16 protein-coding genes are annotated in these 21,422 nt (G+C 74.2%); 8 read left to right on the top strand and 8 right to left on the bottom strand.

Annotated features, from left to right (window positions below; all coding sequences use genetic code 11):
* The first annotated feature begins 13 nt into the window (after positions 1–13).
* Positions 14–451 (top strand): PPOX class F420-dependent oxidoreductase, encoded by a 438-nt coding sequence (locus AC07FY_RS16040; RefSeq protein ID WP_479006167.1) that lies wholly within the window; start codon positions 14–16, stop codon positions 449–451.
* Positions 452–487: 36 nt separating this feature from the next.
* Here the strand turns inward: AC07FY_RS16040 and AC07FY_RS16045 are convergent, their stop codons facing one another.
* The 5 genes from AC07FY_RS16045 to AC07FY_RS16065 form a co-directional block, all read right to left on the bottom strand.
* Positions 488–1,129: a GTP-binding protein gene (locus tag AC07FY_RS16045; RefSeq protein ID WP_479006170.1), complete on the bottom strand. Its 642-nt coding sequence runs from the start codon at positions 1,127–1,129 to the stop codon at positions 488–490.
* A complete protein-coding gene (locus tag AC07FY_RS16050; RefSeq protein WP_479006173.1) occupies positions 1,129–1,509 on the bottom strand; it encodes a DUF742 domain-containing protein in 381 nt (126 codons plus the stop codon). The genes AC07FY_RS16045 and AC07FY_RS16050 overlap by 1 nt, the downstream gene beginning before the upstream one ends.
* Positions 1,510–1,526: 17 nt before the next feature.
* Positions 1,527–1,973 (bottom strand): roadblock/LC7 domain-containing protein, encoded by a 447-nt coding sequence (locus AC07FY_RS16055; protein WP_479006176.1) that lies wholly within the window; start codon positions 1,971–1,973, stop codon positions 1,527–1,529.
* Positions 1,973–4,633, bottom strand: coding sequence for a sensor histidine kinase (locus AC07FY_RS16060; protein WP_479006178.1), 2,661 nt, complete (start codon positions 4,631–4,633; stop codon positions 1,973–1,975). The genes AC07FY_RS16055 and AC07FY_RS16060 overlap by 1 nt, the downstream gene beginning before the upstream one ends.
* 114 nt (positions 4,634–4,747) lie before the next feature.
* Positions 4,748–5,527 (bottom strand): MHYT domain-containing protein, encoded by a 780-nt coding sequence (locus AC07FY_RS16065; RefSeq protein ID WP_479006369.1) that lies wholly within the window; start codon positions 5,525–5,527, stop codon positions 4,748–4,750.
* Between the two features lie 177 nt (positions 5,528–5,704).
* Between AC07FY_RS16065 and AC07FY_RS16070 the strand changes: the two genes are divergently transcribed.
* Positions 5,705–6,304, top strand: coding sequence for a class I SAM-dependent methyltransferase (locus AC07FY_RS16070; protein WP_479006181.1), 600 nt, complete (start codon positions 5,705–5,707; stop codon positions 6,302–6,304).
* A 65-nt stretch (positions 6,305–6,369) separates the two neighbouring features.
* Here the strand turns inward: AC07FY_RS16070 and AC07FY_RS16075 are convergent, their stop codons facing one another.
* Positions 6,370–7,284 (bottom strand): oxygenase MpaB family protein, encoded by a 915-nt coding sequence (locus AC07FY_RS16075; protein WP_479006184.1) that lies wholly within the window; start codon positions 7,282–7,284, stop codon positions 6,370–6,372.
* 134 nt (positions 7,285–7,418) lie between these two features.
* Between AC07FY_RS16075 and AC07FY_RS16080 the strand changes: the two genes are divergently transcribed.
* A complete protein-coding gene (locus tag AC07FY_RS16080; protein ID WP_479006185.1) occupies positions 7,419–8,207 on the top strand; it encodes a hypothetical protein in 789 nt (262 codons plus the stop codon).
* 76 nt (positions 8,208–8,283) lie between these two features.
* On the opposite strand, the gene AC07FY_RS16085 is transcribed toward AC07FY_RS16080, so the two are convergent.
* The gene (locus AC07FY_RS16085) at positions 8,284–8,466 is read right to left on the bottom strand and encodes a hypothetical protein (RefSeq protein WP_479006187.1); all 183 of its coding nucleotides are present in this window, start codon (positions 8,464–8,466) and stop codon (positions 8,284–8,286) included.
* A 154-nt stretch (positions 8,467–8,620) separates the two neighbouring features.
* Complete coding sequence (gene recQ, locus AC07FY_RS16090) at positions 8,621–10,606, bottom strand: DNA helicase RecQ (protein WP_479006189.1); 1,986 nt, start codon at positions 10,604–10,606, stop codon at positions 8,621–8,623.
* 179 nt (positions 10,607–10,785) lie between these two features.
* On the opposite strand from recQ, the gene AC07FY_RS16095 reads away from it, so the two are divergent.
* The 5 genes from AC07FY_RS16095 to AC07FY_RS16115 all read left to right on the top strand — a co-directional run bounded on the left by AC07FY_RS16095 (position 10,786) and on the right by AC07FY_RS16115 (position 21,422).
* The gene (locus AC07FY_RS16095; RefSeq protein WP_479006191.1) at positions 10,786–13,026 is read left to right on the top strand and encodes an MMPL family transporter; all 2,241 of its coding nucleotides are present in this window, start codon (positions 10,786–10,788) and stop codon (positions 13,024–13,026) included.
* Between the two features lie 66 nt (positions 13,027–13,092).
* Positions 13,093–17,823 (top strand): aminotransferase class I/II-fold pyridoxal phosphate-dependent enzyme, encoded by a 4,731-nt coding sequence (locus AC07FY_RS16100; protein WP_479006192.1) that lies wholly within the window; start codon positions 13,093–13,095, stop codon positions 17,821–17,823.
* A 10-nt stretch (positions 17,824–17,833) separates the two neighbouring features.
* On the top strand, positions 17,834–18,499 hold the full coding sequence (locus AC07FY_RS16105; protein WP_479006194.1) for a 4'-phosphopantetheinyl transferase family protein: 666 nt from the start codon (positions 17,834–17,836) through the stop codon (positions 18,497–18,499).
* A 105-nt stretch (positions 18,500–18,604) separates the two neighbouring features.
* A complete protein-coding gene (locus AC07FY_RS16110) occupies positions 18,605–21,004 on the top strand; it encodes a SpoIIE family protein phosphatase (protein WP_479006197.1) in 2,400 nt (799 codons plus the stop codon).
* A gap of 187 nt (positions 21,005–21,191) precedes the next feature.
* Complete coding sequence (locus AC07FY_RS16115; protein WP_479006200.1) at positions 21,192–21,422, top strand: response regulator transcription factor; 231 nt, start codon at positions 21,192–21,194, stop codon at positions 21,420–21,422.

The following is a 21,422-nucleotide window of genomic DNA, read 5'->3' on the forward strand; positions in this document are numbered from 1 at the left end:
GGAGGATGTCCTCATGGCGAAGAAGATGACCGAACAGGAATGGCGGGAGTTCGTCTCGCACTCCACTCGCACCGGAAAGCTCTCCACCGTCCGCGAGGACGGCAGTCCCCACATCGCCCCCATCTGGTTCGTGCTCGACGGCGACACGTTCGTGTTCAACACCGGCAAGGACACGGTGAAGGGCCGGAATCTGGCCCGTGACGGCCGGGTCGCCCTGTGCGTCGACGACGACCGACCCCCGTTCTCCTACGTCGTGCTCCAGGGCCGCGCCGAGATCATCGAGCACGCCGACGACCCACGGCAGAACCTGCACTGGGCGACGCGGATCGGCGCCCGTTACATGGGAGAGGATCGCGCGGAGGCCTTCGGCCGCCGCAATGCCGTCCCCGGCGAGCTCCTCGTCCGCGTCCACATCGACAAGGTGATCGCCCTGGCCGGCATCTCCGACTGAACGGCACCGGATCTCCGGCCCGGGGCCGCGGCCGGCTCACACCGAACCGGCCTGCGGCTCCACCGACTCCAGCAGCCTGGCGGTGTGCACCCGCCCCGCGTACTCGACCAGTCTGATCAGCACTTCCTTTCCCGAGTCCTTGTCCCGCGCGTCGCACAGCACCACCGGAGTCCCCTGATCCAGGTCCAGCGCCCTCGACACGTCATGGGCGCCGTAACTCCGGGCGCCCGTGAAGCAGTTGACGGCCACCACGAACGGGATGCGCCGGTGCTCGAAGTAGTCCACCGCCGGAAAGCAGTCCTCCAGGCGCCGCGTGTCCGCCAGCACCACCGCCCCCAGCGCCCCCTGGGACAGCTCGTCCCACAGGAACCAGAACCGGTCCTGCCCCGGGGTGCCGAACAGGTAGAGGGACAGTCCGGAGCGAATGGTGATCCGCCCGAAGTCCATGGCCACGGTCGTGGTCCTCTTCTGGTCCACGCCGCCGGTGTCGTCGACGAGTTCGCCCGCCTCACTCAGCTGCTCCTCCGTCCGCAGCGGCCGGATCTCGCTCACCGCGCCGACCAGCGTCGTCTTGCCGACCCCGAAGCCGCCGGCCACCAGGATCTTCAGCGCGAGCGCCGCCAGTTCGGGGTCGTCCCCATGACCGGCATCCACCGGCCCGCCCTCGTGCAGTCCCATCACAGCGCTCGCAATCCCTCGATGACTTCCCGCAGAATCCGTTCGTCCGGCAGCTGCGCGGGTGGTACCGGCCTGCTGACCTTGACGTGCCCGCCCTCCAGCAGGTCGCCGAGGAGCACCCGAACCACCCCCACCGGCAGGTCGGCGTCGGCGGCGAGTTCCGCCACCGACTGGGTCTCCGACCGGCAGAGGCCGAGCAGTGCCCGGTGTTCCGGACCGAGCAGCGACTCGGCAGCCGCGTCGGTGCCCTCCGGATCCACGACGACCAGGGCGATCAGGTCGAAGCGGACCCCGTGGGGTCCGGGTTTCGTCCGCCCGCCGGTCATCGCGTACGGGCGGACGAGCGGGCCCGCGTCGGCGTCGTACCACTGGCCGTCCATGTTCCGGACCGCCGCCCTCAGCCGGCGGCCGGCGGCCGCGCCGCGAACCGGGGCGGGGTGTAGAGGTGTTCGCCGACCTGCTTCACCAGGCGCGCCATCTCGTAGGCGATCAGCCCGATGTCGGCCCCGGCGCCGCTGAGCACGGCGAGGCAGGAGCCGTCCCCTGCGGCCGCGACGAAGAGGAAGCCGTCGTCCATCTCGACCATCGTCTGGCGCACGCCCCCGGCGTGGAAATGCCGGCCCGCGCCCTTGGCCAGGCTGTGGAAGCCGGAGGCGACGGCCGCCAGGTGCTCGGCGTCCTCCCGGCTGAGCCCGCTGGAGGCCCCCACCGGCAGGCCGTCGTTGGACAGGACCACGGTGTGCCGGACCTCCCGGACGCGGACGACCATGTCGTCCAGCAGCCAGTCCAGTTCGCCCGACCTGCGGGCACCCCCGTCGAGCCCGATTCTCTGGTGGTCGATCATCACACGTCTCCCTTGCTGCCTGCGCCGCCTTCACGGCCTGCACTGCCTGCGCCGCCTTCACGGCCATCACGAGCCTCAGGGGCCGCGTGCGGGTGGTTCTCCTGGGCGCCGCGGACCCATCCGGCGCGGTAGGCGGCCATCCGTTCCCGGGCCTGCTCCGGGCTGCGCCCCGGCGGGTCCTCCGCGACGGGCGGCCCGGTCGGTGCCGTACGGGCCGGTGTCTCGCGCAGCTGCGGGACCAGGCTGGCCTGGCGGACCCGCCGCGGCAGTTCCGTCACCGAGGCGGCCGGTGGCGCGGCTGCGGGCGGGGCCGCGAGCGCGCCGCCCGGGACGCGCGGCCGCAGCGCGGCCACCGGAGCGGGCCGGGGCTGCGGCCGGCGGGCGGCGGGCCCCGGGCCCTCGGGGCCTGACGCGTCCTGCCGTACGACGGTCATCGCGGGCGGCTGCTGCGCCCGCTCGGCCGCCTGCGGCGCGCGGACCGGCGCGGCGGCCGGTTCGGGCGCCGGTACGGGTCCGGGCGCCGGTACAGGCCCGGGCCCCGCGGCCCGTGCTCCGGCGGACGCCCCGGGCCGGGGCTCCGGTTCCGGGGCTCCGGCCGTGATCGCCCCCTGGAGCAGCGAGTTCGGCAGCAGCACCACGGCGGTGGTGCCGCCGTACGGGGAGGTCCGCAGGTGCACCTTCACCCCGTGGCGGGAGGAGAGCCGGCTGACGACGAAGAGCCCGAGCCGGTCGCTGTCGAAGAGGTCGAGCGCCTCGGACTGCTCGATGCGCCGGTTGGCGTCGCTCAGGGTCTCGCGGCCCATGCCGAGCCCGCGGTCCTCGATCTCCAGGACGTACCCGGCGCCGACCGGCTCCCCGCTGACCTGGACCTTGGTGTGCGGAGGGGAGAACTGGGCCGCGTTCTCGATGAGTTCGGCCAGCAGGTGGGTGAGGTCGGCGACGGCTCCGCCGACCACGGCGGCCTCCGCGAGTCGGCGCACCTCCACACGCGGGTAGTCCTCGATCTCCGAGACGGCGGCCCGCACCACGTTCGTGAGCGGAACCGGCATGCGCCAGGCCCGGCCGGGGGCCGCGCCCGAGAGGATGATCAGACTTTCCGCGTGCCGGCGCATCCGGGTGGTCAGGTGGTCGAGGCGGAACAGGTCGCCGAGCTCACCCGGGTCGTCCGCGCGGCGTTCCATCGAGTCGAGCAGGGTGAGCTGCTTGTGTACGAGGACCTGGCTGCGGCGGGCGAGGTTGACGAACACGCCGGAGACCCCGCTGGCCAGTTCCGCGCGTTCCACCGCGGCGCTGAGCGCGGCTCGGTGGACGGTGGCGAGCGCCTCGCCGACCTGGGTGATCTCGTCGTCGCCGGGCGGTCCGGCCGGCGTCTCGGCGTCCACGTCGATGTCCTGGCCGGCGCGCAGCCGGTCCATGGCGTGGGGGAGTTTGCGGTGGGCGATCTCCAGCGCCGTGTTGCGCAGCGAGACCAGCTCCACGACGAGGACCCGGCCGATGCGGACGGAGATGACCAGGGAGGCGGCGACGGCCGCCAGGCCCAGCAGCACGGCCGCGCCGGCCGGGCTGAGCGCACCCTCGGCGAACGGGTCCGCCCGGTCGGCGGCCGCCGCGTGCGCGGCTGTCTCGATCTCGCGCATGGAGGCGGCGATGCCGGTGTGGGCGGCCTCCCATCCGGCGGGCACCCCGCGCGCCTCCTTGGCCGCTCCGGCGGCCAAGGCCCGGTCCTCCGCGGCGGTGAGGTCGGCGTAGGCGGCGCTCTTGGCGACGGACTGCCAGGCGGCCTGCTGGGCGGGAGGCAGGTCGCGGGCCGCGGCGGCGGTCAGGTCGCGGCGGGCCTCGATGGTGCCGGTCAGCTGGCGAAGCGTTTCGGTGCTGCGCGGGCCCGGTACGGCGAGCAGCGCGTCCTCCCGCGAGAGGAGCTCCCCGGCGCGGCCGAACTCCGCCAGGACCCGCGAGGCGGGGCCGAGTTCGGCATCCTCGCCGCCGGTCAGGGCGCCGTCGACGGCGAGCGCCGATTCGATCACGCGCGTGTAGATCTCGAAGGCGGCCGCGGGGGTGGCTCGGCGCCCGGTGATGTCCTTGCGGGCGGATTCCAGTGCTTCGGCGTCGGCGACGAACGCGCCGAGGCGGACCACGACGTCCGAGTCGTAGTCACCGGAGTCGGCGACGGTGTTGCGGTCGCCGAGCCGCAGCCGCCCGGCGGCGGCTTCGGTGCGCCGGGCCTGCTGGTCCAGGACGGCCGGGTCGGCGGCGGGGTCGGCGAGGAGCCGGACGGCGGCCCGCCGTTCCGCCTGGATCTCGGTGACGGCGGCGGCGACGGGGGTGCGTATCTCGCTGTCGACCCGCTGGACGCGGGTGAGCCCGGCGATGTCCTGGGCGGTGCTGACGGTGGCGAAGGCCCAGAGGGCGAGCAGGGAGACGACGGGGACCATCAGCAGCGAGACGATCTTCGCGCGGACGGTGGCGGGGCGCAGCCGCACGCGCGAGCCGCGTCCGTGCGGCTGCGGGGCGGCCTGAGCCGGCTGCGGACGCACCTGTTCCGGGTGTTCGTCGGCCGGCGGCCCGGCGTGGGCGCGGCGGCCCGTGCCCGCGCCGCGGCCGCCCGCCGGCGCGGGGAGCCGTGGCGCCGCTGCTTCCGGTTGTCTGCGGGGTGTGCGCATGGGCTCCTCGTTCCGGGGCGGTGCCGACAGTCGTTCGGGGTGCGGGTGCGGCTGCGGGGTGCGGGTGATCGGTGGATGCGGGTGGGTGGGGGGCGACGTGTGCGCGGGAGGTGTTCAGTGGGCGGTCACGGCCCGCTCCCCCAGGCTCCGGACGGAGTCGGAGGCGGCGCGCTCGTCGGCCGTCGGGGACAGTGCGACGAAGGCGGCGGTGATGAACAGGTACGACCCCAGCCCGACGGCGAGCGGGAAGATGAACTGCATGGCCGTGGCGCCGGGCAGGGCGGCGTCCGAGGGCGAGACGCTGACGGCGACGGCGGTCATCCCCGTGTAGTGCATGCTGCTGACGGCGGCGCCCATGACGAGTGAGGCGGCGGCCACGGCCACCGGCGACTTGATGTTGAGCGCGGCCCACAGCGCCGCGGTGGCCGCCACCACGGCGATGGCGACCGAGAGGCCGACGGTCAGCGGGTCGTAGCTGACGCGGCCGTGCAGGCGCAGGGCCGCCATACCGAGGTAGTGCATGCTGGCGACGCCGACTCCGGTGGTGAGCCCGCCCAGGACCAGGGCCCTGCCGCGGGCCTTGCCGTAGCCCACGGCGAACACTCCGGCCCCGACCACCAGCATGGCCACGACCAGGCTGAGGATGGTGAGCGGCACGTTGTAGTGGATCTCGGTGCCGATGACGTCGAAGCCGAGCATCGCGACGAAGTGCATCGTCCAGATGCCGGTGCCGATCGCGGAGGCCGCGGTGAGCAGCCAGTTGCGCCGGGAGGCGCCCGTCGCAGCGAGCGCGCGGACGGTGCAGCGCAGCCCGAGGGCGGCACCGATGGAGGCCATCACGTATGACAGCACAGGTGTCAGCCAGCCGTGGGCGGCGTGGTCCAGGTGTCCCAGGTGTCCCATGGCCACCGGACGCTAGTCCGGGTGAGGGTGCGAACAGGGGGATCATTTCGAAAGCCGCTGTAACTGCTGGAATATGACAGAGATACGTTCATCTCCGATCACGCGACGTATCACCTTGCGCACGGTCCGCAGGCTCGGGCGGGCGGGCCGGTGCGAGATCATGGGCGCATGAGCGAAGACCACACGCACGTGCAGGAGTTCTTCGGGGCGCGCGCCGCCGACTGGGACCGCAAGTTCCCCGACGACGCGCCCGCCTTCGCGACCGCCGTCGCCGAGTTCGGGCTGCGGCCCGGGGACCGGGTGCTCGACGCGGGCTGCGGCACCGGGCGGGCGCTGGCGCCGCTGCGCGCGGCCGTCGGGCCCACCGGGCTCGTCCTGGGGGCCGACCTCACCCCGCAGATGCTCGCGGCCGCGCGGCGGGCGGGGCGCAGCGCGCAGGGGGCGCTGCTGCTCGCGGACGTGGCCCGGCTGCCCCTCCGCGACGGGGCGCTGGACGCGGTGTTCGCCGCGGGACTCCTCGCCCACCTCCCCGACCCGGAGGCGAACCTGCGCGAACTGGCCCGGGTCGTGCGCGACGGCGGCCGGCTCGCGCTGTTCCACCCGATCGGGCGGGCGGCCCTCGCCGGCCGCCAGGGCCGGGAGCTGACCCCGGAGGACCTGCGCGCCGAGCACAACCTCGGTCCGCTGCTGGCCCGTTCGGGTTGGGCCATGACCTCGTACGCCGATGAGGACGCACGCTTCCTGGCACTGGCCGAACGCCGCGGCTGAGGTGTCCTCGTACACCGGCACCGCGCCCGGACGCGTGCGGACGCCCGCCGCGCGGCGAACCGGGGCTACGCCGGAGGCTGCGCCTCGGCCCCGGTGGGCCGGCGCGGATGCGGGACGGGACAGCCGCCTGCGCCGGACACCGGAAACGTGCCGAGTTCGCCCACGTCGTAACCCCCGGGACGGCTCTTGATGTTCGTGTTCTGCCGGGCGTAGTGCGGGGCCTTGCGCGGGGGCAGCAACCGAACCGCACGGCCGCGCAGGCGCAGCGCGCCCTGCACCAGCCGCCGGGTGCGGGGGTGGGGACGGGGGAACCGGAAGGCGTTCAGCAGCGGCTCGTCGAGGAGGGCGAGGCTCGCGCCGCGGACCGCGGGGGCGAGGGGCGCCGGATACCAGGAGGCCATCAGGTCCAGGGTGGAGTCCGCGACCGCGCGTCCTCCCTCGTCCCAGCCGAAACGAGCCTTCTCGTAGGCGTCGAGCACGGACTCGAACTCCTCGAAGGAGCCGGGAATGTCCGCGATGCCCATATGCCTGCCCAGGGCGGCGTAGTAGTTCGCGGAAGCCCGGCGCTCGTGGTGGGTCAGCGGGCGCCAGCCGTACGCGTCCAGCCAGCGGGAGGGGACCACCACGAACGTGCACAGGACGTAGCGCATGTCGTCGTCGGAGATGTCGTAGCTCCGGTGCATCTGGTTCACGCGGCGGATCGCCGTGCGCGCGGTGTCGCTCTCGAAACCGTGCTCCACGATCGCGTCGAGGAGCAGCGTGGTGTCGTCGTAGCGCCGCTGGGGGCGGTCCGTGAACTCGGCCGTCTCCGCCAGCAGACCCCCGATGGAGGGCACGGCGTAGGTGCGGAACAGTGCCAGCTCCAGGGCGCGGGTGAAGTCCCACGGGAACTCGTAGGTGGCGGTGAGCCGGTAGATGGCGAGGAAGTCCTTGTCGGGGTCGAGAGCGAGGATCTCCCTCAGCCGGTCGTAACGCTGCACCGGTTGCCCTTTCTGTGGCGGAGTGCCAACTCTACGTGCAGGTGGCAGCCTTGAAAATGGTCGGCCGCAGGGCCTCGACGGGTGGGTTACCCGCTGGTTAAGGTGCGCCGACGAGAGAGCGACGGGGAGGCCAGGTGTCCGACGACGAGGGCGACGAGGGGGGCGGCTCGCTGTACGTGCTGACCGCCGTGCTGCTGACCCCCGCGCAGTTCCCCAGCATCCTGGGCGACGACTTTCCCGAAGCCTGCTCCCTGCTGGGCGTGGCACCGAACGCGGAAGGGTACGGGCTGGTGCTCGGTCAGGACGAGGAGGGCGCGCGGTGGACGGTCGTCGTGGACGACGTCTCGCTCGTGGCCGCGGCGATCGCCTCGTGGGACTGCGGCATGGACTACGACCTCTCCCCCGACGAGCGGTCGATCGTGGTCTCTCTGGCAGGGTGGCCGCTGGAGCTGTCGGTGGCGGCCTCCGGGATCCCGGAACCCCACGATCCGGAGCAGGGCGCGGACGGCACCGGGCGGGTGCCGCTGGCGCCTCCCTCGGCGGAGACCTGGGGGCCGGTGCAGCGGCGGATGGCCGCGGACCAGATCGCCCGGCAGTGGGACGACTGGCACGAGCGCGAGGCGCTGGACGGCGGCGCGGCCGCCGCCGCGCACCCCGGGCTCGCGCGGGCCCTGGCCGAGGCGCAGGCGTACACGCAGACCGCGCCACCGCCCGGCCGGGTGCGCTCCTCCTTCGCCGGTGAGGAGGTCCGGACCCTGCGGGCGGACGGCCCCGGCTGGTCGCTGGTGGCCCGTACCGCCGGCGCCGCCTTCGTGCTGCTCGACGAGGAACCGGGCGGCGTGCTCCCGGTTCCGCGCGAGGGGAAGACCGACCTGCCGGCGCTGCTGACGGCCCTGGACCGCGTCGCGGTGCGCCCGGCGTGATGTGCGCGGACGGGATGGGACCGGCTCGGGCATCAGGGCGGGAACCGGTTCGGTGTCAGGGCACGGCGCGCGGCCGTCAGCGGCCGATCTGCTTCCTGGAGACGCCCCGCAGACGACGCCTCTGAGAAGAGTCCAGCAGGAGGTACGCGGCTGCGGGCACGCCGATCAGGACCAGCAGCCCCACCCAGAACCCGACCGTCCAGAACAGCACGATGGCTGCCACGACTCCGGCAACCGCGACTTTTCCGCTCGTGGACATCAGCGGACACCTCCACCCGTCGTCAGACCACTACCACCACTAGACCACTACCACCACTGCCCCCTCAACGCACCGGGCCGCCCGCGCGTTCCCGCACCGCCCGGACCGTCGGCTGTGCCGGCACGTCGTTCGGGGGCGAGGTGGGAGACGGTTGCTACTGCCAGTCGTCCCACGGCGGGTTCGTCTCGTCGTCCAGATCGAAAGGCGGCTCGTCGTCGTGCGGGGCCGCGGCGGCCGGCGGGGGTTCGGGGGCCGCCGCAGGGGCCGCCGCGGGGGCCGGCTCATCGGCTGAGGATCGGGCGAGGGTGTCCAGGACGCCCTCGCCGTACTTGGCGAGCTTGGCCTCGCCGACCCCGCCGATCGTGCCCAGCTCCTCCACGGTGCCCGGCAGCCGCGTCGCGATCTCGCGCAGCGTCGCGTCGTGGAAGACCACGTACGCCGGGACGCCCTGCTCGCGTGCCGTCGCCGCCCGCCAGGCGCGCAGTGCCTCGAAGAACGGTACGGCGGCCGCCGGCAGGTCGGCCGGGATGCGGGAGCCCTTGCCCTTGCCCGAGCCGGAGTCCTTGCGGGCCGGGGCCGTGGCCGCCTTCTCCTTGCGCAGCTGCACGCTGCGCCGCCCGCCGAGCACCTCGCCGCTGGCGTCGGTCAGCACGAGCGTCCCGTAGTCGCCCTCCACCGCCAGCAGCCGCAGCGCCAGCAGCTGGCGCACCACGCCGCGCCATTCCGCTGTGCCCAGGTCCGCCCCGACGCCGAACACCGACAGGGCGTCGTGGTCGAACTGGATGACCTTGGCGGTCTTCTTGCCCTGGAGGATGTCGATGATCTGGCCGGCGCCGAACTTCTGGCGCCGCTCCTTCGCCAGCCGCCACACCGTGGACAGCAGCTTCTGCGCGGCGACCGTCCCGTCCCAGGACTCCGCGGGCGTCAGGCACGTGTCGCAGTTGCCGCACGGCTCGCCCGACTGCCCGAAGTACTCCAGCAGCCGCACCCGCCGGCAGTCGACCGTCTCGCACAGCGCGAGCATCGCGTCCAGGTGCATGCCCAGGGCGCGGCGGCGCGCCTCGTCGCCCTCGGAGCCGTCGATGAGTTTGCGCTGCTGCACCACGTCCTGCAGGCCGTACGCCAGCCATGCCGTGGCCGGTTCGCCGTCGCGCCCGGCGCGACCGGTCTCCTGGTAGTAGCCCTCGACCGACTTGGGCAGGTCCAGGTGGGCGACGAAGCGCACGTCCGGCTTGTCGATGCCCATGCCGAAGGCGATCGTGGCGACGACCACGACCCCCTCTTCCCGCAGGAAGCGCGCCTGGTTGTCGGCGCGCGTGCGGGCGTCCATGCCGGCGTGGTAGGCCACGGCGTCGATGCCCTGCTCCACCAGGGCGGCCGCGGTCTTCTCCACCGAGGCCCGGGAGAGGCAGTAGACGACTCCGGCGTCGCCCTCGTGCTCGGTGCGGATCAGCTCCAGCAGCTGCTTGAGCGGGTTGTCCTTCGGGACGATGCGGTACTGGATGTTCGGCCGGTCGAAGCTGGCGACGAAGTGCCGGGCGTCCTCCAGGCCGAGCCGGGCCACGATCTCGGCGTGGGTGGCCTCGGTGGCCGTGGCGGTGAGCGCGATCCGCGGCACCTTGGGCCAGCGCTCGTGCAGCATCGACAGCGCCAGGTAGTCCGGCCGGAAGTCGTGGCCCCACTGGGCGACGCAGTGCGCCTCGTCGATGGCGAAGAGCGACACCCTGCCCCGGTCGAGCAGCCGCTGCGCGCTCTCGGTGCGCAGCCGCTCGGGAGCCAGGTACAGCAGGTCGAGCTCGTCCGCGAGGAAAGCCTGCTCGACGGCCTGCCGCTCGTAGGTGTCCTGCGTGGAGTTGAGGAAGCCCGCCCGCACCCCGAGCGCATTGAGCGCGTTCACCTGGTCCTGCATCAGCGCGATCAGCGGCGAGATCACGATGCCCGTGCCGTCTCTGACGAGCGCGGGGATCTGGTAGCAGAGGGACTTGCCGCCGCCGGTCGGCATCAGCACGAGGGCGTCACCGCCGCCGACCACCTGCTCGATGATCTCCTGCTGCTCGCCGCGGAAGGAGCTGTAACCGAAGACGCGGTGCAGTACCCGCAGTGCGTCGGTGGTCTCGGGGGGCGCGTCCGGAAGGGCCATCCACGAAGCCTAACGGCTCCCGCCGACACCCCCGGCCCGTCCGCCCGGACCTGTGGACAACCGCCTGTCAAGTAACGAATAGCCGGGTCTACGGCCGTCCCCCCTCCTGCGGGCACGGTGGAAGCCGAACGTCCCGCCACCCGGTGGGGCCGGCCCGCCACCCGGAACGGAGGCCCTCGATGGAGCGTCGTGCAGGGGTCTTCGTGACCCGTCGGCCCCGGCTCGTCCTGCTGGCCGCCCTCGCGTTCCTCGTCCTGTCCGTCGTGTTCGGCGCGGAGGCGACCGGTCGGCTGAAGACCGGCGGGTACGACGATCCGCGATCCGAGTCCAGCCGCGCGGCCGCGGTGGCCTCCGAGCACCTGGGGGCGTCCCCCAACCTCGTCCTCGTCGCACAGGCGCCCGGCGGTTCCGTGGACGATCCGGCGGTCCGCAGCGAGGGCGAGGCCCTGACCAGGCGCCTGGCCACGCGGGCGGGCGTGTCCGCCGTGAGCTCGTACTGGAGCGGCGCGGCGGCGGAGCTGCGCAGCCGGGACGGCCGCGCGGCCATGCTGGTCGCGCACGTGGAGGGCGAGGGGGAACGGCTCGCGGCCCGGGCCGGGCAGCTGCGCGAGGAGTTCTCCACCCCGGCCCCGGCCGATCCCCGGGCGCCGCTGACCGTGCGGGTCGGCGGGTCGGCGCTCGTCGACGCCGAACTGCAGGACATCGCGGAAACCGACCTGAAGCGCGCCGAGTCCGTCGTCCTGCCCGGCACCCTGATCCTGCTGGTGCTGGTGTTCGGCAGTGTCGTGGCCGCCGCGCTGCCCCTGCTGATCGGGGTGCTCTCCATCGCCGGGACGCTGCTGGTCCTGCGCGTCCTCGGTTCCGTCACCGACGTGTCGGTCTTCGCGCTGAACCTCACCACGGCGCTCGGGCTGGGCCTCGGCATCGACTACGGGCTGCTGATCGTCTCGCGGTTCCGGGAGGAGCTCGCCGCCGGGTACCGGCCGCGCAACGCCGCCATCCGGACCGTGCGCACGGCCGGCCACACCATCGGCTTCAGCGCCGCCACGGTGTCGGCAGCGTTGGCCACCCTGCTGGTGTTCCCGCCCTACTTCCTGCGCTCCTTCGCCTACGCGGGCATCGCCGTGGTGGCCATCGCGGCGGTCAGCGCCGTGACCGTGCTGCCCGCGCTGCTCGCCCTGCTGGGCACCCGGGTGAACGCCTGGGCCGTGCCGTGGCGCCGTCGGGCCCGCTCCGGCTCGGAGTCCCGGTTCTGGGCGGGGCTGGCGCGGATCGCCGTACGCCGTCCGCTGCTCGCGGCGCTGCCGGTGGTCGGCCTGCTCCTCGTACTCGCCGGGCCGTTCGCCCACGCCGGTTTCGCCACGCCCGACGACCGGGCGCTGCCGCTGAGCGCGTCCAGCCGGCAGACCGGGGACCTGGTGCGCGGCGCCTTCGACGGGAAGGGCTCCAGCGCGGTCACGGTCGTCATGACGGGTGCGGCGTCGCCGTCGGCGCGGGAGGAGTACGCCCGCCGGCTGGCCGCGCTCAGCCACGTCGCGCAGGTCTCGCCGGTCGCTGCGCCGGCCGGCGACGGTCCGGCCCGGCTCTCCGTAATACCGCGGGTCGACCCCCAGTCGAGCGCCGGCCAGCGGCTGGTGCGCGACGTCCGCGAGGCTCCGGTCCCCGAGGGCACCGAAGTCCTGGTCGGCGGGCCGAGCGCGGTGCTGGTCGACGCGAAGGCCACGGTGGGAGACCGGCTCCCGCTGGCCCTGTCCGTGATCACCGCGACCACGTACCTGCTGCTGTTCGGCTTCACGCGCAGCCTGCTGCTGCCGCTGAAGGCGATCGCGCTGAACGCGCTGAGCCTCGGCGCCGTCCTCGGCGCCATGGTCTGGGTCTTCCAGTCGGGCCATCTGCGCCACCTGCTCGACTTCACGCCCGGACCGCTCAGCACGACCATGCCGGTGCTGCTGTTCTGCATCGTCTTCGGGCTGTCGGTGGACTACGAGGTGTTCGTCCTGGCGCGGATCAAGGAGGCGCACGACGCGGGGCAGGACAACGCCCGCTCGATCGTCACCGGCCTCGCCCACACCGGCGGGATCGTCACGACCGCCGGTGCGCTGCTCGCCTTCACCCTGCTGAGTTTCGGCACCTCCCAGGTCTCCCTCCTGCAGTTCTTCGGGATCGGCGCGGGTCTGGGAGTGCTCCTCGACGCCACGCTCGTACGGGGCGTCCTCGTCCCGGCACTCATGCGGCTGGCGGGTGACCTGAACTGGTGGGCGCCGCGGCCGCTGAGGCGCACGACACCGCCCCCGGCGCCCCGACCTCCCCCCGGCGCCGGGGGGAGGTGCCCGCCGGCGCGCGGCCGGACCCCGCTCCACACCCCCCTCTGCACGCGGTCCACGGCGCGCTCCCGCGCGCACGCCCCGGCGTGCCGCTGACCGCCGCCCCCATTTCTCCACCCGCCTCCACCCCCGCACGCCTCCACCCGACAAGGAAGAACCGACATGTCTGACATCGCCATCACCGGCCTCGGCTGCCGCTTCCCCGGCGCCCCCGACCTCCACGCCTACTGGGAGCTCCTGCTGAGCGGGGAACGGCAGTTCTCCCCGGTCCCGAAGGAGCGCTGGAACCACGAAACCTTCCACGCGAGCGGCGACCGGTCGGCTCCGAACGCCGCCTACACCGACCAGGTCGCCTTCCTCGAGGACGTGGACCGCTTCGACGCCCTGCACTACGGGGTGCCGCCGGCCCGGGCACGGGCCATGGACCCGCAGCACCGGCTGATGCTCGACGTGGCCCGCGAGGCCCTCGAGGACGCGGGGATGGGCCGCGGGGACTTCGACCGGGAGAACACCGGGGTGTTCGTCGGGCTGTCGGTGTCCGACTACAAGGACCTCATGGCGGCCCCGATCCGGGCCATCAGCCTGGCCGAAGGGGCCCTCGCCGGGGACGACCGCAGCGGCCTGGACGCCGTCCGCGAGCAGGCGGGCCGGCTCGGTACGGTCCAGAGCTTCACCCTGCCGGGCAGCCTGCTCAACATGGCCCCCGGCACCATCAGCCGGCAGTTCGACCTCGGCGGCCCCAGCTTCGCCGTGGACGCGGCCTGCTCGGGCTCACTGGTCGCCCTGGACCAGGCGATGGCCCACCTGCGCCAGGGCAGCTGCCGGATCGCGGTCGTCGGCGGGGTGTACCTCAACCTCACCCCCGACAGCCTGGTCGGCTTCTCCCGGCTCCGCGCCCTGTCCGCCACGGGGGTGTGCCGCCCGTTCGACGAGGCGGCCGACGGGTTCGTCCTCGGCGAGGGCGCCGGCGCCGTCGTGATCCGTCCGCTGGCGGACGCGCTCGCGGCCGGCGACCGGGTCTACGCGGTGATCAAGGGCATCGGCTCGGCCAACGACGGCGCCTCCCCCGGGCCGCTGGTACCCACCCCGGAGGGCCAGCTGCGCGCCATGCGCCGGGCCTACGACGACGCGGGGGTGGCACCCTCCTCCGTCGGTTTCATCGAGGCCCACGGCACCGGTACCGCCATCGGCGACCGGGCGGAGGTGGAGGCGCTGCGGCGGTTGCGCACCGAGTACCCCGACGACGACCCCTCACTGTGCTACCTCGCCTCGGGCAAGGCGCTGATCGGGCACTCGCTGTCGGCGGCGGGCATCGCGGGTCTGATCAAGACGGCCCTCGTCGTGCACCACGGCACGATCGTGCCGCAGCCGCGGACGGCGCCCCACCCTGACCTGGGCATCTCCGCGGCGGGCCTGCGCATCGCCGACAGCGCGCGACCCTGGGCGGGCGCGGGCGCCCCGCGGCGCGCCGCCGTCAGCTCGTTCGGGTTCGGCGGCACGAACGTGCACGTGGTGCTGGAGGAGCAGCCCGCCCCGGCGGTGCGCCGCCTCGGGGTGCGGACCGAGAGCCGCGTGCCCCGTCTCGTGATGCTGTCGGCGGGCAGCCGGGAGCTGCTGGACCGGCACATCGGCGAGGTGCTCGACACCTTGGACCGCGGCCCGCGCCTCCCCCTCGCCGCGCTGGCGCACACCTTCGGCGGGCGACGGCCGCTGTCGGCCCGGCTCGCGATCGTGGCCTCGGACACGGAGGAGTTCACCGAGCGGCTGCGCCACGCCCGCCGGCAGCTCGCCGACGGGGCCGGCGGCGAGCTCGGCGACGGCACCGGGGGCGACCTCGGCGAGGGGGCCTTCGCCGCCGACGCCCCGCTGCCGCCCGAGCGGCGCCACGTCGCCTTCCTCTTCCCCGGTCAGGGCAGCCAGCGGCCGGGCATGATGCGGGACTTGTACGAGCGGTTCACCGGCTTCCGTTCGGCCGTCGACTCCCTCGGCGCCGTGGCGCGGCGGGACGGTGGCCCCGACCTCGCCGATCTGCTGTACGGCGGGGCTTCGGCGGACGCCGAACCGGAGGAGCTTGGGCGGCGGATCTCCGCCACCGAGGTCTGCCAGCCGCTGCTCGGAACCGTCCAGATCGCGGCCACCCGCCTCCTCGCGGACTGCGGGGTCACCCCCGACCTGGTTCTCGGCCACAGCGTCGGCGAGTTCGCGGCGGCGGCCGCCGCCGGCGCGCTCACCGGCGAGGACGCCGTCCGGCTCCTGGTGCACCGGGGGGCGGCTCTGCGGGACGCCGGATCGGACCTCGGCGGCATGCTCGCCGTACAGAGCGACGCCGAGACGTGCCGCCGGCTGCTGCACGGCATCGACGACGTGTGGCTCGCCTGCTTCAACCAGCGGCGGCAGGTCGTGGTCAGCGGTACGCCGCGCGGGCTCGCCGCCCTGCGGCGGGCCTGCGCCGACGCGGGGATCGTGACGGCGGCGCTCGACGTGTCCCACCCCTTCCACTCCCCGCTGCTGGCCGGCGCCGACGAGACGCTGCGCGCGGACCTCGCCGGCCGCCCGATCAGCGGTCCCGTCCTGCCGTTCGTCTCGTCGGTGGACGCAGAGCTCTGCGGCGACCCCGGGCGGCTGCGCGAACTCTGGGGCCGGCACGCCTCCGCGCCCGTCCGGTTCAGCGACGCCGTCGCCACCGCCCACGCGCAGGGCGCCCGCGTCTTCGTCCAGGTGAGCGGCGGCGGCACGCTGCTCACCTCGGTCCGCCGGGACCTCGCCGGGCACGGTGACGTCCATGTCGTGCCCGCGACGGGCGTGGCCCCGGACCGGGGACGCGACCTCGTCCTGGCCCTCGCCCGGCTCGCCGTCATGGGTGTACCGGTCGATCCGCGCGCCCTGGTCGACCGGGAGGACCGCCGGCTGCTGGACCTCCCGGTGGCGCGGCTCGCGACCCAGTCCTACTGGGTGGCCGCCCGGCGCCCGGCGCGGCGGGACACCTCCGCCCGCCCGGACGCGCACCGGCCCGCACCCTCCGCGAAGACCCCGGTGCGGCAGCCCGTGGGTCCGGACGACGCGGCGCGGTCCCTCGACCCCGCCGCCGTTCCCGTACACGAACTGCTGGAACTGGCCCGGCGGCAGGTGATGCTGCTGACGCGTATGACGGAGACCCTTCCGGCCCCGGCGACCCCGGTCCCCCCGACGGCACCCGTCGCACCCGTGGCGCCCGCCGCCGCCGTCACACCCCTCGCATCCGTCGCACCTGTCACACCCGTCGCCCCCGTCACACCTTCCGCCGAGGAGCCGCCGCCGGCGGAGGAGCCGTCCCCCGGGGACATCGGCGCGGTCACCACCGCGGTGCTGGAGCACGTGGCGCGGATCAGCGCCTTCCCGGTGGACCACCTGCGTGAGGACCAACTCCTCGTCGACGAGCTCGGGTTCGACTCCCTGATGCTGACCGACCTGTTCACCTCGCTCAGCCGGCAGTGGCCGTCCTGGACGTTCGACGACACGACCGCCGACCGTCCGACGGCGGGCAGGATCGCCGCCCTGATCGCCGGCGCCTCCCCCGACTCCGTGCCCGCAGCCGTCCCCGCCCAGCGCGGCCTCCACGCCGCCCCAACCCCGGAGGAGGTGCGCGGGCCGCAGGCGGGCGAGCCGGCTCCCGCCGCGGCTGCGCTGCCCGAGGAGCACACGCGGATCGAGTGCTTCCCGGAGGTCACCGCCCACGGTGAGCGGGTCGCCGCGCTCACCGGGCTCGGGCTGCCGAACCCGTACTTCGTCGTCCACCAGGGGGCGATGACCGACACGACCGTCGTCGACGGCCGCGAACTGCTCTCCTTCTCCAGCTACAACTACCTGGGCCTCGCCACGCACCCCCGGGTGAGCGGAGCCGCCCGGGAGGCGATCGAGCACTACGGCACCTCGGTGTCCGCCAGCCGGCTGCTCTCCGGCAGCCGCCCGCTCCATCAGGAACTCGACACCGAACTCGCCGGTCTGCTCGGCTGCGAGGCCGCGCTCACCCTGGCCAACGGGCACGCCACCAACGTGACCGTGATCGGGCACCTCGTCGGCCCCGGGGACCTGGTCGTCCACGACTCCCTGGCCCACGACAGCATCCTGCAGGGGTGCAGGCTCTCCGGCGCGACCCGGCGGCCGTTCCCCCACAACGACGCGGCCGCCCTCGACGCGCTCCTGAGCCGGGTCCGCCACCAGTACCGGCGGGTGCTCGTCGTGATCGAGGGGGTCTACAGCATGGACGGCGACATCGCCGACCTGCCCGCCCTGGTGGAGGTCAAGGACCGGCACGCCGCGCTGCTGATGATCGACGAGGCACACAGCATCGGCACGATCGGCGCGACGGGACGCGGCATCGGCGAGTACTTCGGAGTCGACCGCCGGGCGGTGGAGCTGTGGTCGGGCACCCTGTCCAAGGCGATGGCGAGCTGCGGCGGCTACGTGGCCGGCAGCCGTACGGTGGTCGAGTACCTGCGCTACACCGTTCCCGGCTTCGTCTTCAGCGCCGGCATGACCCCGGCCGACACCGCCGCCTCCCTGACGGCCCTGCGCGTGCTGCGCGAGGAGCCGGAGCGCGTCGGGCGTCTGGCACGGAACGCCGCGCTGTTCGCGCGTCTCGCACGCGAGGCGGGCATCGACATCGGGGACAGCCACGACACGGCGATCGTCCCGTGCATCGTCGGAGACTCGGTGAGGACCCTGCGCCTTGCCGAGGCCCTGTTCGAGCAGGGCATCAGCGTCAATCCGATCCTCTACCCGGCGGTGCCCGAGGAGATGGCCCGGCTGCGCTTCTTCATCACCCGTGACCACACCCCCGACCAGATCCGGCAGGCCGTGACCGCGCTGGAGCGCGAGCTGCGGCGTCCGGACCCCGTCCCCGCGGCCGCCTGACCCCCGCGTGATGGACACCGACCGCAGCCTCTTCCCGCCGATCGCGCCGGGACACCCCCACCGGTGGGGCGGAGCCCTCCTCGCCGTGGTCGGCCGGGGCGGGCTCCCCCCGCGGGGACGGCTGTCGCCCGCCGAGCGCCGTGTGGCCGACGCCCTGCCGGCCCGCCGGCGGGCCGAGTGGACGGCCGGCCGGCTGCTCTCCAAGCACCTGGCCGGCGCATTCCTCGCGGTACCCGCGGACGACGTGGAGGTGCTCCCGCGGACCGACGGCAGCCCGCGCCTCCTGGTCGGGGGCGGCCCCGCGCCCGGCGCACACCTCTCCATCAGCCACACCGCCCACCAGGTCGCCGCCGCCCTCGCGCCGGAGCCGGTCGGGGTGGACCTGTGCCGGATCGCCTCTGCGGACGTCGTACGCCGGGTCGCGGACCGTGTCCTGTCACCCGGGGAACAGGAGCTGATCGGTGCGGACCGGCCCGAGGCCCTGGCCGCCGCCTGGGCGTTGAAGGAGGCCGCGGTCAAGGCCGGCCGCCGCGGCGTCTTCGGCGCCGACCCGCGCGGCGTCGTGATCGGCGGGCTGCGGCCGCCGGTGTTGGACGGGGCCCGCCGCGCGAGGGTGTGGCAGGCGGGGGACGCGGTCCTCGCGCTCGTGCTCGCGCCCGGGACCCGGCCGTGGTGACGGCGCTGCGTTGGTGCTCCTCGCCCGGCCGGATCATGCTTGTCAGTGGAGCCCCTGGCCGTGCACGTTGCCGTGGATCAGCGGCGGAGGAATAGCGAGGGTGAGATGACCGACGCCTCCCATGAGCCGGCCTACACCGCCACGGCCACCCTCAGCGAGCAGGGCGTCGTGACCGAGTGGAGCGAGGAGGCCGGTCGGCTGCTCGGATACGCGGCCTCCGAGGTGGTGGGAATGCCCGCGTCCCGCCTGCTCGCCGACGGCGCCGGTGACACCGGTGACACGGCTTGGCGGATGCCGCCCGGGCAGGAGCGCTGGAGTGGCACGGTGGCGCTGCGGCACCGGGACGGACGGCGGCTGGAGGCCGGGCTGCTGGCGCACCGGTGGACGTCCACCGCCGGCAGCGCCAAGTGGTTCGTGGTGTCCGCGGTCCCGGGTGCCGGGCGGACGGGCGGGGGCGAACCGGTCGAGGAGTCGGCGTTCACCCAGTCCCCCTGCTTCCTGGCGGTCTTCGACGAGGACCTGCGGCTGGTGCGGGCGAACGCGGGGATGGAACGCACGCTGTCCCTGAGCGAGGCCGAGATGCGCGGGCTGCGCCTGCCGGACATCGCACCGGATCCGGTGAGCGACGAGACCGACCGCAAAATGCGCCTGGTCATGGAGACCGGTGAGCCGCAGCAGGTACAGGCGTTCGTGCGGCCCGCGGGGGCGAGCACCGAGCGCGGCTGGGCGACCTCGCTGGCTCCGTGGCGGGGCCGGGACGGCCGGCTGCGGGGGGTGTTCCTGGCCGCGCACGACAAGACCGGGATCGAGGCGGACCGGGAGCTGATGCTGCTGCCGGACGACGGCGGCGCCCGGATCGGCACCACGATGGACAGCGCCCGCACCGCCCAGGAACTGGCCGAGGCCGCCGTGCCGCGGTTCGCGGACTTCGCGTTCGTCGACCTGCTGGAGCCGCCCCCGCGCGGCGACGAGCCCGGCGGGCCGGTGGCCGGGCCGGTCAGTGTGTCCCGTACCGCCGCCCGGTCCGTTCTCGAGGGCGTTCCGGAGTCGCGGGTCGCGGTCGGCGGGACGACCGTCTACCCGGCGCTGTCGCCCCCGGTGGAGTGCCTGGCCGCGGGCCGGGGCGCGGTGTACGCGACGGCCGACCCGGCGGTCGCCCGGTGGGCGGCCGAGGACCCGGGCGCCGCCTGGATCAGCGAGTACGGGACCCATTCGATGATGGTGGTGCCGCTGCGGGCCGGAGGGGCCGCGATCGGCCTCGCCCTCTTCGGCCGGCACCAGCGCCGGGAGCCCTTCCAGCCGGAGGACCTGTGGCTGGCCCAGGAGCTCGCGGGGCGGGCCGCCGTCAGCATGCAGAAGGCGCGCCGGTTCCACCGTGAGCACACCAGCACCATGACGTTGCAGCGCAGCCTCCTGCCCCGGACGCTGCCCGCGCACCCGGCGCTCGAGACGGCTTCCCGCTACCTGCCGGCCGGCACCGATGCGGGTGTGGGCGGCGACTGGTTCGACGTGATCCCGCTGTCCGGCGCCCGGGTGGCGCTCGTCGTCGGCGACGTCGTGGGCCACGGCATGCGGGCCGCCGCCACCATGGGGCGGTTGCGCACGGCGGTGCGCACGCTGGCCGATGTCGACCTGCCGCCCGACGAACTGCTCACGCACCTGGACGACCTGATCATCCACCTCGCCGCCGACGACGCCGACCGGGACGCCGCCGGGGACGCCGCCGGGGGCATCGGCACCACCTGCCTGTACGTGGTCTACGACCCGGTCACCCGGCACTGCACCGTGGCCCGGGCCGGCCACCCCCCGCCCGTGGTGGTCTCGCCCGAGGGCTCGGTGTACCTCCTCGACGTCCCGGCGGGCCCGCCGCTGGGCCTGGGCGGCCTGCCGTTCGAACCGGTCGACGTGGAGCTCCCCGAGGGCAGTGTCATCGCCCTCTACACCGACGGGCTGCTGCAGGCCCGCGAGCACGACATCGACGAGGCACTGGACGGGATGTTCGCGGCCCTGTCCCGCCCGGCCGGGACACTGGACACGGTGTGCGACCGGGTGCTGACGGCGATGCTGACCCATCCGCCCGAGGACGACGTGGCGCTGCTGGTGGCCCGTACCCGGGCGCTGCACGCCGACAAGGTGGTCGTCTGGGACCTGCCCTCCGACCCCTCGGTCGTGGCCGGTGCCCGCCGGTACACCACCGAGCAGCTGACGGCCTGGGGGCTGGACGAAGCCGCCTTCGTGGCCGAGCTGGTGGTCAGCGAACTGGTCACCAACGCCATCCGCTACGGCCGACCGCCCATCCAGCTGCGGTTGATCCACGAGAACAACACCTTGATCTGCGAGGTGTCCGACTCGAGCAACACCGCCCCGCACCTGCGACGGGCGCGGACCTTCGACGAGGGCGGGCGCGGCCTGCTGCTGGTCGCCCAGCTAGCCCACCGCTGGGGCACCCGGCACGCGTCCATCGGCAAGACGATCTGGGCCGAGCAGATCCTGGTCGGGCAGTGAGGCGGTCTCGCGGAGCAGGCGCGCCGGGCGGCGGGGGCCCTGTGACACGGCTGTGACAGTCGGGGGACAGGGTCATGAAGAGGCTCTAGCAGTCTCTTTAACAGGGACATACAGCGACATTCGCTGACAAGTCCCCTGCTTCCGAGGACGTGAGCAGTGATGACCGCACCGCTCGTCGGAGGAAATCATGAGCCTCACCCTCGTCGCCCCGCACGCCGAAGCCCCCGCACCCGCGCTGGCCCCGCGTGAGCAGGAAGCACTGCGGCACATCGCCGCCGGGTGCACCTACCTGCAGACGGCCCGCAACATGGGGCTCTCCAAGCACACCGTCGACGCCTACCTCCGCCGCATCCGCGCCAAGCTGGGCGCCAACACCACGGCGGAGCTGACCCGGCTGGCGATCTCCCTGGGGATGTGA

The organism is Streptomyces sp. NPDC045967, from assembly GCF_056430495.1.